Annotated in this window: 15 protein-coding genes and 1 tRNA gene; 7 read left to right on the top strand and 9 right to left on the bottom strand. The window is 63.6% G+C overall.

Annotated features, from left to right (window positions below; genetic code table 11):
* Positions 1-146: 146 nt before the first annotated feature.
* From NK8_RS18035 to catC, 3 genes are read left to right on the top strand one after another with little or no spacing between them, the layout of a single operon-like run.
* Positions 147-1,265 carry a muconate/chloromuconate family cycloisomerase gene (locus NK8_RS18035; protein ID WP_213230407.1) on the top strand — a complete coding sequence of 373 codons (1,119 nt, stop codon included), beginning with the start codon at positions 147-149 and terminating at the stop codon, positions 1,263-1,265.
* Between the two features lie 43 nt (positions 1,266-1,308).
* Positions 1,309-2,217 (top strand): catechol 1,2-dioxygenase, encoded by a 909-nt coding sequence (gene catA / locus NK8_RS18030; RefSeq protein ID WP_213230352.1) that lies wholly within the window; start codon positions 1,309-1,311, stop codon positions 2,215-2,217.
* 19 nt (positions 2,218-2,236) lie between these two features.
* The gene (gene catC / locus NK8_RS18025; RefSeq protein ID WP_213230350.1) at positions 2,237-2,527 is read left to right on the top strand and encodes a muconolactone Delta-isomerase; all 291 of its coding nucleotides are present in this window, start codon (positions 2,237-2,239) and stop codon (positions 2,525-2,527) included.
* Between the two features lie 47 nt (positions 2,528-2,574).
* On the opposite strand, the gene NK8_RS18020 is transcribed toward catC, so the two are convergent.
* Entirely contained in the window at positions 2,575-3,060 is a 486-nt protein-coding gene (locus tag NK8_RS18020) for a nucleoside deaminase (protein ID WP_213230348.1), read from the bottom strand.
* Positions 3,061-3,112: 52 nt separating this feature from the next.
* Complete coding sequence (locus NK8_RS18015; protein ID WP_213230346.1) at positions 3,113-4,021, bottom strand: LysR family transcriptional regulator; 909 nt, start codon at positions 4,019-4,021, stop codon at positions 3,113-3,115.
* A gap of 157 nt (positions 4,022-4,178) precedes the next feature.
* Here NK8_RS18015 and NK8_RS18010 point away from each other — a divergent pair, with 157 nt between their 5' ends.
* From NK8_RS18010 to NK8_RS17995, 4 genes are all read left to right on the top strand, one after another.
* Positions 4,179-5,048, top strand: coding sequence for an NAD(P)-dependent oxidoreductase (locus NK8_RS18010; RefSeq protein ID WP_213230344.1), 870 nt, complete (start codon positions 4,179-4,181; stop codon positions 5,046-5,048).
* Between the two features lie 15 nt (positions 5,049-5,063).
* Positions 5,064-6,575 carry an aldehyde dehydrogenase gene (locus tag NK8_RS18005; protein WP_213230342.1) on the top strand — a complete coding sequence of 504 codons (1,512 nt, stop codon included), beginning with the start codon at positions 5,064-5,066 and terminating at the stop codon, positions 6,573-6,575.
* A 59-nt stretch (positions 6,576-6,634) separates the two neighbouring features.
* The gene (locus tag NK8_RS18000) at positions 6,635-7,975 is read left to right on the top strand and encodes a DUF3100 domain-containing protein (RefSeq protein ID WP_213230340.1); all 1,341 of its coding nucleotides are present in this window, start codon (positions 6,635-6,637) and stop codon (positions 7,973-7,975) included.
* A gap of 145 nt (positions 7,976-8,120) precedes the next feature.
* On the top strand, positions 8,121-8,288 hold the full coding sequence (locus tag NK8_RS17995) for a hypothetical protein (protein WP_311394672.1): 168 nt from the start codon (positions 8,121-8,123) through the stop codon (positions 8,286-8,288).
* Between the two features lie 59 nt (positions 8,289-8,347).
* On the opposite strand, the gene NK8_RS17990 is transcribed toward NK8_RS17995, so the two are convergent.
* From NK8_RS17990 to NK8_RS17960, 7 genes are all read right to left on the bottom strand, one after another.
* A tRNA-Val gene (locus NK8_RS17990) sits at positions 8,348-8,424 on the bottom strand.
* A gap of 215 nt (positions 8,425-8,639) precedes the next feature.
* Positions 8,640-8,915 carry a hypothetical protein gene (locus tag NK8_RS17985; protein WP_225936330.1) on the bottom strand — a complete coding sequence of 92 codons (276 nt, stop codon included), beginning with the start codon at positions 8,913-8,915 and terminating at the stop codon, positions 8,640-8,642.
* The gene (locus tag NK8_RS17980) at positions 8,899-9,417 is read right to left on the bottom strand and encodes a DUF2778 domain-containing protein (protein WP_213230336.1); all 519 of its coding nucleotides are present in this window, start codon (positions 9,415-9,417) and stop codon (positions 8,899-8,901) included. The genes NK8_RS17985 and NK8_RS17980 overlap by 17 nt, the downstream gene beginning before the upstream one ends.
* 88 nt (positions 9,418-9,505) lie before the next feature.
* Positions 9,506-10,495: a dihydroxyacetone kinase subunit DhaK gene (gene dhaK, locus NK8_RS17975; RefSeq protein ID WP_213230334.1), complete on the bottom strand. Its 990-nt coding sequence runs from the start codon at positions 10,493-10,495 to the stop codon at positions 9,506-9,508.
* Positions 10,496-10,517: 22 nt separating this feature from the next.
* The gene (dhaL, locus tag NK8_RS17970) at positions 10,518-11,147 is read right to left on the bottom strand and encodes a dihydroxyacetone kinase subunit DhaL (RefSeq protein ID WP_213230333.1); all 630 of its coding nucleotides are present in this window, start codon (positions 11,145-11,147) and stop codon (positions 10,518-10,520) included.
* A 70-nt stretch (positions 11,148-11,217) separates the two neighbouring features.
* Entirely contained in the window at positions 11,218-13,047 is a 1,830-nt protein-coding gene (locus tag NK8_RS17965) for a glycoside hydrolase family 15 protein (RefSeq protein WP_213230332.1), read from the bottom strand.
* Positions 13,048-13,116: 69 nt separating this feature from the next.
* The gene (locus NK8_RS17960; RefSeq protein WP_162067437.1) at positions 13,117-13,341 is read right to left on the bottom strand and encodes a hypothetical protein; all 225 of its coding nucleotides are present in this window, start codon (positions 13,339-13,341) and stop codon (positions 13,117-13,119) included.
* Positions 13,342-13,377 lie beyond the last annotated feature (36 nt).

The raw sequence follows: 13,377 nt of genomic DNA, 5'->3' as shown, positions 1-13,377 counted from the left end.
TCGTAGAATCAATCTTATGGATGCACTTCGCCATATATGATTGATTTGACCGATATAAGCGCGTCGTTTAATTTCGTTGCAGACACAACGAAACGGAGACGCAAGCCGTGCCATTCCCCTTCATCGGCATCGAAAAGATAGAAACGATGCTCGTCGACGTGCCGACGATTCGCCCGCACCGCCTGTCGGTCGCCACCATGAACTGCCAGACGCTCGTGATCGTGCGCGTGACCTGCACGGACGGCATCGTCGGATGCGGCGAAGGCACGACCATCGGCGGACTCGCTTATGGCGAGGAAAGCCCCGAGAGCATCAAGACCAACATCGATACGTATTTCGCGCCCTTGCTCAAAGGCATGGACGCGAGCCGCCCGGGCGCGGCGGTGGCCAAAATGCGCGATTGCTTTCAAGGCAATCGCTTCGCGAAATGCGCGCTCGAAACCGCGCTCTTCGATGCACAGGCGCAGCGACTGAACGTGCCGCTGTCGGAGCTGTTCGGCGGACGCGTGATGGATCGCGTCGATGTCGCATGGACGCTTGCGAGCGGCGACACAGGCCGCGATATCGACGAGGCGGAGCAGATGCTCGACCGGCGCAGGCATCGCGTGTTCAAGCTGAAGATCGGCGCGCGCGCGTTGGCGGACGACGTCGCGCATGTGATCGCGATCAAGCGGGCGCTCGGCGATCGCGGCGAAGTGCGCGTGGACGTCAACCAGGCATGGAGCGAAAGCGACGCCGTATGGGCCGCCAGGCGTTTCGCGGATGCGGGCGTCGGCCTGATCGAACAGCCTGTCGCAGCCAACGATCACGCGGGACTCGCGCGCCTCACGAAGCTCGCGCACGTGCCCATCATGGCCGATGAAGCGCTGCACGGCCCAGGCGATGCCTTCGCGCTCGCCAGCACGCGCGCGGCGCATGTTTTCGCCGTGAAGATCGCGCAATCGGGTGGCTTGACGAGCGCGGCGAGCGTCGCAGCGATCGCGCGGGCCGCGCACATCGATCTCTACGGCGGCACGATGCTCGAAGGCGCGATCGGCACGATGGCATCCGCGCAGTTATTCAGCACCTTCGGCGAGATGCGTTGGGGCACGGAGCTTTTCGGGCCGTTGCTGCTGACCGAAGACATTCTCATCGAACCGTTGCGCTATGAAAACTTCGCGCTTCGTCTGCCACAAGGGCCGGGGCTTGGCATCGCGCTCGACTGGGAACGCATCGAACGTCTGCGTCGCGATTCGAAGCGCGGCGCGTTCGTCGCAATGCACTGATCACCGCAGTATCCCACACATACCGATTCACGGAGACATCGAAATGAACAGAGAAAGCATCGACGCCCTGCTGCAAAAGATCAACGATAGCGCCACGAACGACGGCAACGCGCGCACGCAAGCGATCGTGAACCGCATCGTGCGCGATCTTTTCTACACGATCGAAGACCTCGACGTGACGCCGGGCGAGTTCTGGGCCGCGCTGAACTATCTCGGCGAAACGGGGCAGAGCGGCGAGTTCGGTTTGCTCGCTGCGGGCCTGGGCTTCGAGCATTTCCTCGATGCGCGTCTCGATGAAAAGGAAGCGCAAGCCGGTCTCGAAGGCGGCACACCGCGCACCATCGAAGGACCGCTCTATGTGGCAGGCGCGCCCGAGTCGGTCGGACACGCGCGTCTCGACGACGGCACGAGCCCCGGCGAAACGCTCGTGATGCGCGGGCGCGTGCTGACGAAAGACGGCAAGCCGCTTGCGAATGCGCTCGTCGAAGTGTGGCATGCCAATCATCTCGGCAATTACTCGTTCTTCGACAAGTCGCAGTCCGCCTTCAACCTGCGCCGCTCGATCCGCACCGATAGCGAAGGCAATTACGCGTTCACCAGCGTCGTGCCCGTGGGCTATAGCGTGCCGCCCGGCGGCAAGACGCAGCAATTGCTCGATCAACTCGGACGGCATGGCCATCGGCCCGCGCATATTCACTTCTTCGTGTCGGCGCCGGGGTATCGCAAGCTGACGACGCAGATCAATATCGACGGCGATCCGTATCTGTGGGACGACTTCGCTTTCGCCACGCGCGATGGTCTCGTTCCCGAAGTGCAGAAAGCCGAAGGCGCGCAAGGCAAGCCGTATGGCGTAGAAGGGCGCTTCGCGCTGATCGATTTCGACTTCACGCTGTGCAGCGAACGCGACGATGTGCCGGGCACCGAAGTGGCGCGTGCGCGCGCGGCGGTTTGATTAACTGATCGGAGCGAACATGCTGTTTCATGTCGAAATGACGGTCAATCTGCCGCACGATTTATCGTCTGCGCGCGCGGAAGAACTCAAGGCGCAGGAAAAGGAAATGGCGCAGCAATTGCAGCGCGAAGGCATATGGCGGCATCTGTGGCGCGTAGCGGGACGTTATGCGAACGTGAGCATCTTCGATGTCGAAAGTCCCGCGCATTTGCATGACGTGTTGAGTCGTTTGCCCTTGTTTCCGTATATGTCGATGGAAGTGACGGCGCTGTGCAGACATGCGTCGTCGGTGCGGGAAGGGGACGCATAGCCGCATTCGATCGCCTCGGGAGAGGCGATCGAATGCGCGATCTTCCGCTAAGCGCTCGCCTTGCGATAGTGCGCCACATGCAGCGCTTTCACACGCTCCGCAAATTCCTCGACGGGACCATCGACCACCGTATCCGCGATCACGTCCTGAATCGCCAACGCACGCACGCGGCCCGGTTGCGCGCCGAGTTCGGCGCGCCATCGCATGAACTGTTGCGTCGATGCCGCATAGACGATGCGCCCGAGTCCGACCCACGCATGCGCCGCCGAACACATCGGGCAATGTTCGCCGGACGTGTACACGACCGCGTCCGCGCGCTCGGTTTCGGGCACGTTCTCCGCCGCCCATTTCGCGATCGCGAACTCCGGATGCCGCGTGTGATCGCCGCCGCTCACGCGATTGCGGTCTTCGAACAGCACGCGCCCGTCCTTCGCGACGAGCATCGAGCCGAATGGTTCGTCGCCGTCATCGAGCGCTTCCTGCGCCAGTTCGATGCAACGGATCAGGTGCTGCTTGTCGGTATCGTCGATCATGCCGTGTCCTCCTTGTTTGACAGCCGGACCATGATGTTAGCGGACATCCGATTTAACGGAAGGCCCGCATCTGCGCGGTCATGAACTGCAGCATCTTGTTCGTCGCGACCGACAGCCTGCGCCCCGCGCGCGTCACGAGATGCGCTTCGGCATCGGCGAGAATCGGATGATTGATGTCGATCGCGAAGAGCTCGCCCGCTTCCATCTCGCTCGTCACCGCGAACGCGGGCAACACCGTGATGCCGAGCCCCGACTTCACGAACTGCTTGAGTATGGCGATGGAATTCGTCGTGACGACCGGATCGAGCCGCAGCTTCTCCGCGTATTCGACGGCCTGCAACATCTGCCGCGTGCCGTATGAAGCATGCGTCACCGCAAGCGGATAGTGCGCAAGTTCGTGCACGCTCATCGACTTGCGGTCCTTGCGCGGAAAGCTCGCGCCGACGATCGCCATCATCGGCTGACGCTTGATCGCGCGCGATACGAGCTTCGGTTCCTGCGGCGGGTTGTAGACGAGGCCGATCTCGCCTTCGTCCTCGGAAATCTTGCGGATCACGTCGTTGGTGCCGCCGAGATCGAGATTCACCTTGATGCCGGTGTATTGCTTGCAGAACTGCTGCATCGGCCCCGACAGAAGGTCTGACACGAAGCCTTCGCCGAGCACGATGTTGACCTGACCCGTGCGCAGGCCGCGCAATTCCTCCAGACGCGAAAGCAGGTCGTCGCGATGCGCGAGCTGCTCGCGAAAGTATTCGATCACGCATTGTCCGGCCTCGGTCGTCTTGACGCCGCGCGCGTGCCGTTCAACGAGCGCCGCATCGAGTTCCTTTTCCAGCAGGCCGATCTGCCGGCTCACCGCCGACGGTGCGACGTTGAGGTAATCGGCCGCCGCGCGAATCGTGCCGCAGCGCACGGCCTCGAAAAAATAGACGATGCGGCTGTCGGTCAGATTGTCTGTCATGGCGTCGCAGTGTTCTAAAAATTAGAACACTTTCAATATTGGCGTTGATTGATTGTACGGCTTCGCCAGCGGAATATGACAGCCATGCAAAAACGCGCGACGCGTCCGGCAGACGGGCTGACCGAACCGCCTCGCGCACGAGAAGGGGAGTTCGCTGATGAAGACGGTGGGTGTGATCGGTCTCGGAAACATGGGGCGCGGCATGGCGCGCTCGGCGCAGCGCGGCGGCTATCGCGTGCTCGGCTTCGATGCCGCGCCGGGCGTCGCGGAAGGGTTGCAGGCGGATGGCATCGAGCCACGTGCGTCGATCGCGGCGATCGCGGCCGAAGCCGACGTGCTGATCCTGTCGCTGCCGACTTCCGCGATCGTCGAGGAAGTGGTGCTCGGGCACGGCGGCGTGGCGTCGAGCGGCAGGCCCGGCTTGATAGTCGTCGATACGACTACCGCCGATCCGGCGAGCACGAAGAAGGTCGCCGCCGCCTTGGCGGAATGCAATATCGGCTTCGTCGACGGCCCCGTGAGCGGCGGCCCAAAAGGCGCCGCGACCGCCACGATGACCATGGTCCTCGGCGGCTCGGAAGCCGATGTCGCGGCGGTCGAGCCGATTCTCGCGGTGATCAGCGCGAAGCGCGTGCACGTCGGGCCGGTCGGCGCGGGGCACGTGACGAAGATCATCAACAACATGCTGACGGGCGTGCATCTGCTCGCGGCGAGCGAGGCCGTGCGCGCGGCGCAGGCATCGGGCGTCGATCCGGAAAAGCTCGTCGAGGCGCTCAACGGCGGCTCCGGGCGCAACAGCGCGACGCTCACCAACTACCCGACGTGGATCTTGAACGACACGTTCGACTCCGGCTTCACGATGAAGCTCATGCGCAAGGACGTGCGCCTCGCGATGGCATTGCTCGACGGCGTGCACGCGAACGCGCCGATCGCGCAGGAAGCGGGGCGCCTGTGGGCGGCGAGCGAGGCGAGCATCGGCGATGCGGAGGATTTCAATCGCATCGTGCAGTTCATCGAATCGAAGTAAGGGGAACATCCGGACATGGAACACAACGCAGCAGAACAGCTTCTCGCGGCCTTCGCGCACTTCTTTCCGAACGCGAAGACCATCGGCTCGTATGTCGGCGGTGAATTGATCGAAGGCGCGGGCGACGCCATCCAGCTTTACGACGCCGCCACGGGCAAGCCGAGCCTCGTTTACAAAGACGGCGGCGCTGCGGTCGTCGAACAGGCGGCGAGCGCGGCCACGCGTGCGCAGAAGCAATGGTGGGCGCTCACGCACGCGGCGCGCGGCCGGGTGATGTTCGAGATCGCGCGGGAAATCCGCAAGGAAGCGGAACAGATCGCGCGGCTGGAGTCGCTCGGCTCGGGCAAGCCGATCCGCGATTGCCGCGGCGAAGTGGCGAAAGTCGCCGAGATGTTCGAGTACTACGGCGGCTGGGCCGACAAGTTTTATGGCGATGTCATTCCCGTGCCGACCTCGCATCTGAACTACACGCGCCGCGAACCAGCGGGCACCGTGCTGCAGATCACGCCGTGGAACGCGCCCGTGTTCACCTGCGGCTGGCAAGTCGCGCCCGCCATCTCGATGGGCAACGCGGTGCTGCTGAAACCATCGGAGCTGACGCCGTTCACGTCGCTCGTGATCGGCTTGCTGGCCGAGCGCGGCGGTGCGCCGAAGGGTCTCATCAACGTGCTCGCGGGGCTCGGGCAGACGGTCGCGCAGTCGGCGATCGCGCACAAGGCGGTGAAGAAGGTCGTGTTCGTCGGCTCGCCGGCGACGGGCGCGCGCATCGCCGAGGCCGCGGCCAAACGCGTGCTGCCGTGCGTGCTCGAACTCGGCGGCAAATCGGCCAACATCATCTTCGCCGATGCCGATCTCAAACGTGCTGCGCTGACCGCCCAGGCGGCGATTTTCGCGGGCGCGGGGCAAAGCTGCGTCGCGGGTTCGCGCCTGCTCGTGCAGCGTTCCGTTTATGACGAATTCGTCGCGATGGTCGCGGCGGGCGCGAAGAAGATCAAGGTAGGCGCGCCCCTCGACGACACGACCGAAGTCGGCCCGATCAATAATCGCAAGCAATATGATCACGTGATGTCGATGATCGAAAAGGGCGTCGCCGAGGGAGCGACATTGGCGGCAGGCACGGCCGCGCGTTCCGATGCAGGTTATTTCGTTGCGCCGACGGTGCTCGCGGGCGTCAGCAACGACATGGACGTGGCGCGCACGGAAATTTTCGGGCCGGTGGTCGCGGCGATTCCGTTCGACACTGAAGAGGAAGCCGTCGCGATTGCCAACGATACCGAGTTCGGTCTCGCAGGCGCGGTATGGACCAACGACGTCGCGCGCTCGCATCGCGTCGCGGGTCAGGTCGATGCGGGCACGTTCTGGGTGAACGGCTACAAGACGATCAACGTCGCGTCGCCGTTCGGCGGCTATGGGCTGTCCGGCTATGGACGATCCAGCGGCGTCGAGGCGCTTTACGAGTACACGCAGACCAAGAGCGTGTGGATCGAAACGGCGAAGGAGCCGGCAACCACGTTCGGCTATCTATGACCAAAGCGCCCGCGCGTTGCCGATGACGGCATCGCGCGGGCCATCGAGGGGAGCAGAGAATGCAAAGCACGTTGAGCGCGGATCGCGCGCAAGGAAGCGGCTTGAGAACCGCGAAGCTCTTTTTTTATGCGGCGATCATTCTGTTGATCGCGGAGTTCATCGGATCGTTCACGTTCAAGATCGGTCCGGGCAAGGTCGTCCTGCTGCCGATGATCTGGGCGCTCCTGCTTGGGGCCGCGCTCGGACTCATCTCCGAGCGCTGGCAAAGCCCGGCGCGGCTCGACGTGCGCAGCCAGTTTCACGCGGCGGCGATTCTTCAGCCCGCGCTGCTGCTGTTCGTCGCGAAGCTCGGGCTGATGGTCGGCAGTGCGCTGCCGAAGCTCGCAGCGGCCGGTTGGGCGCTCGCGTTTCAGGAACTGGGCCACTTCGTCGGCACGATCCTGCTCGGTCTGCCGCTCGCGCTCTTGCTCGGCATCAAGCGAGAGGCGATCGGCGCGACGTTTTCGGTCGGGCGTGAACCGAGTCTTGCGATCATCGGCGAGAAATACGGCATGGATTCCGCCGAAGGGCGCGGTGTGCTCGCCGAATATCTGACGGGCACGGTGTTCGGCGCGGTGTTCATCGCGATCTTCGCGGGATTCGTCGCGAGCTTGCATATCTTTCACCCGCTCGCGCTCGCGATGGGTTCGGGCGTCGGCTCCGGCAGCATGATGGCGGCGGCGTCGGGCGCGATTGCCGCACAGCAGGACCCGGAGATGGCGAAATCCGTGCTGACGTTCGCGGCGGCGAGCAATCTGATCACGACCACCATCGGCACGTACTTCACGCTCTTCATCTCGCTGCCGATGGCGGTGTGGGGCTATCGGCTGCTGGAGCCGCTGATCGGCCGTACTAGCAAGGCATCGGACACGCGCGAGGCGGCGGCGGCGGCGCCGAAACTGGGCGACGTGAAGACCGAGGCGCCGCATCTCGGCTATGGCGGCAAGCTGCTCGCGTGGGGCGTGACGGCGCTCATGGCGCTCGTCGCCGACTGGATCACGCACGGCACGACGCCGCTGCAAGGTCTGCCGGGCATGGCGGTGATGGTGCTCGCGACGATCGTCGGCGATGCGATTGCGCGGGTGAGCGGCCGCAAGATTCCGGCGGTGTGCTGGGTGTCGATCGTGGCGATGTTCCTGACCTCGCCGTGGTGCCCGTGGGGCGCGCAGATCGCGACGGCGAGCGCGCAGAACGACTTCCTCGGAGTCACGACGCCGATGCTGACCTTCGCGGGACTCTCGATCGCCAAGGACATTCCGGCGTTCCGCAGGCTCGGCTGGCGCATCGTGCTGGTGTCGTTCGTGGCGAATGCGGGAACGTTCCTCGGCGCGGCGCTGGTGGCGCAGCTGTTTCACATCTGAGGACGGTTCGGGCGCGTGGAAACGCGCTACGGCGGCGGGCAGGGCGGTATAAAATCAAGAGGTATTCGTATCGCGCTTGCATGCGCCCGCCGCCATGGAAAGTCCTTCGGGCAAAGAAACCTCTCGCAAGCGGATGTCGCCCCGCATGCTCAACGTGCTGACGGCGCTCATCGGCATTGCCACGCTCGCGCTGGGCGTCGCCTGGCTGATCTATACGTGGATCGTCCATCTGGAGATCCCGTATTTCGCCATTCCGCTGGTGCTGACGGTGCCGGTGATCGTCGCGGTGGCGTTCCGTAATTGCTGGGACTGATGCGCAAAATGAAAAACGCACCGGGCGATGAAAATCGCTACGGTGCGTTTGAATGTCGCTGGTAGGCTCGATTGGACTCGAACCAACGACCCCCACCATGTCAAGGTGGTGCTCTAACCAGCTGAGCTACGAGCCTACGGAAGCCGCGGATTATAGAGGATGGTTTTGAATTGTGGGAGGTATTGGGTGAAATTTTTTTGGCTCGGGGATTGTGCGGGTGTGGGTGGTGGGAGTGTGATGTTTGGCGTTGCTTTTTGTGGGGCGATAAGCTTGACATAACACAAATTATCGAACTTTTGCGTGCAGTGGCTCTATCCAAATGTCGCGTCTGCGTCAGACAAAATGTCGCATTCATTCGGCACCCGCTGCCCGCGTCCGCTGCCACAGCCTCATCAGGATCACGTAGACCGCGATCGTCACGGCGAGATCCAAAGCGATCATCGAGTAGATATAAAGACCGTCGTAGTCGCGAATGCCCAGCCTATCCGCGATGTCGACCAGCGTGCCTTGTTGCTTCACGGTCAACGGGATCGGGTACGTGTGAACATACCGAAGCGCCAGCCAAAACAGCCCGGCGAAAAGCAGTATTTTCAACAAAACCTTTAGAAAATTACGGACAAGTGTCACCAATCGTCACCACTTCGATCCAGCCATAAGCCTGCAACTCGGGAACGCTTGTCCACACTTTCGGTGTGTGAAGGAGCGTTTGCCGAAGTCTTTGAAAGTCTTCGTTACGTTCCAACGTAATACAACCAAAAGAGACGCCAGAGCCTCCAACCGGATGCAGGCGGAAGTTACCGCGCTGCACGCCATTGACCCATGTCCAGTCATCGATTTGACCGTCGTCCCGACAAAGAGCGAACCATTGATCATGGTGCGTGGGATGCGCGTTCGCGCTGTTCCACATGTCTTTGCCCCAAGCATATAGCTGAGAGCCGATACCGCCCACTGGCCGATCGACGATCCAGTACTGGCCGGAGGGAATCGGACCCTTGTCCGCTATTGCGGTGCAGCCTCCACGGTTGCGATAGAGTTTGTCTCCCGAGAAAGCCGGGAACGTCCCGACTCCAAACATTTCCAAGGTCAGCTTTGGAGCGTTGTTGACCACGAACCTTCCCTGCACCGACATTGCGCTCCTCCGATTCTTCAATCGAAGAATGCAGCACGCACGGCCGCAGCGACAACACGGTTTATCTGAAAACGTCCGCGCCCCCGTCTCACACCCCCCACCTCAACCCCGCCGTATGCACCGGACAATCCCAATACCGCATCATCTCGTCATCGAGCGCGCAAAGCGTGATCGACGCGCCCGCCATCTCCAGCGACGTCGTCAGCGCGCCCACTTGCGAACGCGCGACGCTCAACCCGCGCCCGTCGAGCCACGTGCGCGCAGCGTTATAGAGCAGATAAAGCTCCGACAACGGCGTGCCGCCCAGCCCATTGACGAGCAAAAGTAATCGCGCATCTGCGGCCGGCTTCAGATCGCCGACGATCGCCGCAAGCAGTTCATCCGCGATCGCGTTCGCGGTTTCGAACTTCGCGCGCCTGCGTCCCGGCTCGCCGTGAATGCCCACGCCGATTTCGATCTCATCGTCGCCGAGAGTGAAGGTCTGCTTGCCAGCGGCAGGCACCGTGCAACTCGAAAACGCCACGCCCATCGACGCAATCCGTTTCACCACGCGTTCGCCGAACGCCCTGCACGCGTGCAGATCGGCGCCGGTTTCCGCGAAGCCGCCCACGAGCTTCTCGACGATGACCGTGCCCGCGACGCCGCGCCGTCCAGTCGTGAAGCTGGAGTTCTCGACAGCGACATCGTCGTTGACGAGCACCGTCGCGTTCGGCATCTCGCACAGTTCCGACGCCATCTCGAAGTTCATCAGATCGCCCGAGTAATTCTTCACGATGAACAGGACGCCCGCGCCGGTATCGGCGGCCTGTGCGGCGGCCAACATCTGATCGGGCGTCGGCGACGTGAAGACCTGCCCCGGACACGCGGCATCGAGCATGCCGTGCCCGACGAAACCGCCGTGCAGCGGCTCGTGACCCGAACCGCCGCCCGAGATGATCGCGACCTTGCCCGGCTTGAGCGTCTTGCGCACGATGTAGAGCGGATCGAAGCTGACCGTGACGAGATCCGCATGCGCGGCGGCAAAACCCGCAAGGCTCTCGGTCAGGTAGTCATCGACGCGATTGATGAACTTCTTCATGTCCCCTGCTCCTTTTTTGTGTTCAGGCATCGTCCTGTGCGAGCCGCGCGCAGACCGCCGCGATCATGAGCTGGCTCGACCGCGCGCCCGGATCGATATGACCGCGCGAGCGCTCGCCGAGAAACGACGCGCGCCCTTTCGTCGCGAGCATGTCGCGCGTGGCGAGCATGCTGGCTTCGGCGACGCGCGGCAGTTCCTCGAGAACATCCTTTCTGGATGCGTCCGCGGCGGCCATCGCGCTGAAGCGTTCGGCGACGGGAATCAGCACGTCCATCATCGTCTTGCTGCCGGTGCCGGTCTTGCCGCGCTGTCCCACGGCCTCGACGCCCGCCGCGAACGCGCGCGCGAACGGCGCCACGCCGGCTTCGTCGGACGAGGCTTTCGCCATGCCCGTCAGCATCGAAAAGAACAGCGGGCCGGACGAGCCGCCGACCGTCGACAGCAGCTTGGTCGCCGCGAGCTTGAGCGCGGGCGCAAAGGCTTCGGCTTCGATGGCCGCGCGCATGGCAGTGAGCGCGTCCACGCCACGCAGCAGGTTGATGATGTGATCGCCATCGCCGATAGCCTGATCGAGCGACGCGATTTCGTCGGCATGCGCCTTGAGCGACGCGTGCGCCGCGTCGATGCACGCCATGACCGTCTTGCCGTCCATGCGCCGATCCTCCTTTCACGGGCCACGTGATCTGAAAGGATACAGCGTCGCGGCGGGCCACGCAGACCGATCAGGTCCAGGGTACGTGCACGCGGTCCAGGTTTCTGTCGAGCTGATAGGCGGCGCTGATGAGCGCGAGATGCGTGAGCGCCTGCGGAAAATTGCCGAGCGCCTCGCCGCTGGTCGCGACTTCCTCGGAGAACAACCCGACATGATTCGCGTACGCGAGCATTTTCTCGAACACGAGCCGCCCTTCGTCCACCCGCCCCGCCCGCGCGAGCGCCTCCGCATACCAGAACGAGCACGCGGAAAAACCGCCTTCCGAACCGGGCAAGCCGTCGAGCGTGGAGCCGCGCGTATAGCGGAAGATCAGCGGATCGACGCGCAAGTCGCGGCCGATCGCGTCGAGCGTGCCGATCCAGCGCGGATCCTTCGGGCCGATGAAGCGCACGAGCGGCATCATCAGCGTTGAAGCGTCGAGCGTGGCCGAGCCCGGCGTCTGCACGAAGCTCCTGATGTCGTCGTTCCAGAACTGCTCGTGGATATCGCGATGGATCTCGTCGCGCGTCGCGAACCATTTCGCGAGCGGCGCGGGCAGCGAGCGCTTTTCCGCAAGCCGCAGCGCGCGGTCCAGCGTCACCCAGCACATCAGGCGCGAGTGCAAAAGCGCGCGCGTGCCGTTGCGAAACTCCCAGATGCCGTGATCGGGCTCGCGCCAATGCTCGACGACATAATCGACGGTTCGCGTGACGTGCCGCCAGCCATCGTAGGAAATGGCCGCGCCGTATTTGTTGTAGAGATAGACCGAATCGAGCAGCGCGCCGTAGACGTCGAGCTGGATCTGGTCGCGCGCCTCGTTGCCGACGACGACCTGCCCCGGCATATCGCCCACGAAGCTCTTCACGGCGGTTTCGGCGAGCGCATCGGTGCCGTCGACGGAATACATCACGCGCAACTGGCCGTGCGAGGCGCAATCGCGGCTGCGTTCGGCGATCCATTTCATGAAGCGTTCCGCCTCGCCGGTGTAGCCGAGGCGCAGGAGCGCGTACACGGAAAACGCGGCGTCGCGTATCCAGGTGTAGCGATAATCCCAGCGACGCGAGCCATCCTGCGTTTCGGGCAGGCCGAAGGTCGGCGCCGCGACGATCGCGCCGAATTCCTCTGAGCTCAGGAGCTTCAATGTCAGCGCCGAGCGCAGCACGACTTCGCGATAGCGCCCGCGATACGTCGAGCGCGACGACCATTCCTTCCAGTAATCGATGGTCTCGGCAAGGATCGCGTCGTGGTTCGCCGCGATGCCGTCGAGGCCGTTTGCGTCGCCCAGCACGAAGCAGGCGCAATCGCCTTCCGCGAAATCGAGCGTGGCGCGCGCGCCTTGCGCATCGATAGCGAGCGGCACGCTTGCAAGCAGGCGCACGTGCGGAAAATCTCCCGCAGCGGTGAATTCAACGCCCTTCTCCACGGCACGCGCCGTGTGTTTCGCGCGCGCATAGTCGAAGCGCGGATCGCAGCGCACGTCGAGCGTCATGCGCCCGTACACGAGCCGCACGATGCGCAACACGCAGTTCGGAACAGGCGACGGATTCGATGTCACCGGCATCAGATCGAGCAGCTCGCAGACGCCCTCGCCCGTCATGAAGCGCGTGAGCAGCACATTCGTTTCGGGCAGGTACATCTGCTTGACGTTGGCGCCGGTCTCGCGCGGCGTGATCGAGAAAGCGCCGCCGTGCTCGCGATCGAGCAGCCCGGCGAACAGCGTGGGCGAGTCGATGCGCGGAAAGCACATGAAGTCGATCGCCCCGCAAAGCGACACGAGCGCGGCCGTGTTCATGTTGCCGATCATGCCGCGCGCATCGACGGGCAACGCGGCCGGCGGAACCTGCTGGGGATGGTGTCCCATCGCGAATGTGCTCCCGACGCGCCTTATGGCATCGTCAGGCGGCCAGCAAGTCGTATTCCACCACCGACGTCAGCGGGCGGCCGTCTGCTCGCCCTGCGCGGTTTCCGGCGCTTTCGGTGCGTGGGCGAAAGGCGCTTCGCTCGCGACCCCGTCCTGCGCGGCGAGCGCGGACGGAGCCGGCACGGGCGCATCCGCGTGACTCGACCTGCCGAAGCTCGCGATATACAGCACGGCCGCCACGGCGACGCCCACCAGCACGGCCGCCACCGCCACGCCCGACGACTTTCGTCTCATTTTGTCTCCCTTTCGGATACGATGACCCGGCTCGCC

Origin of the sequence: Caballeronia sp. NK8 (genome assembly GCF_018408855.1) — a bacterium.
GTDB lineage: Bacteria > Pseudomonadota > Gammaproteobacteria > Burkholderiales > Burkholderiaceae > Caballeronia.
Note: the sequence above shows the minus strand (reverse complement) of the source record. Positions and strands in the feature narration are given on the sequence as shown.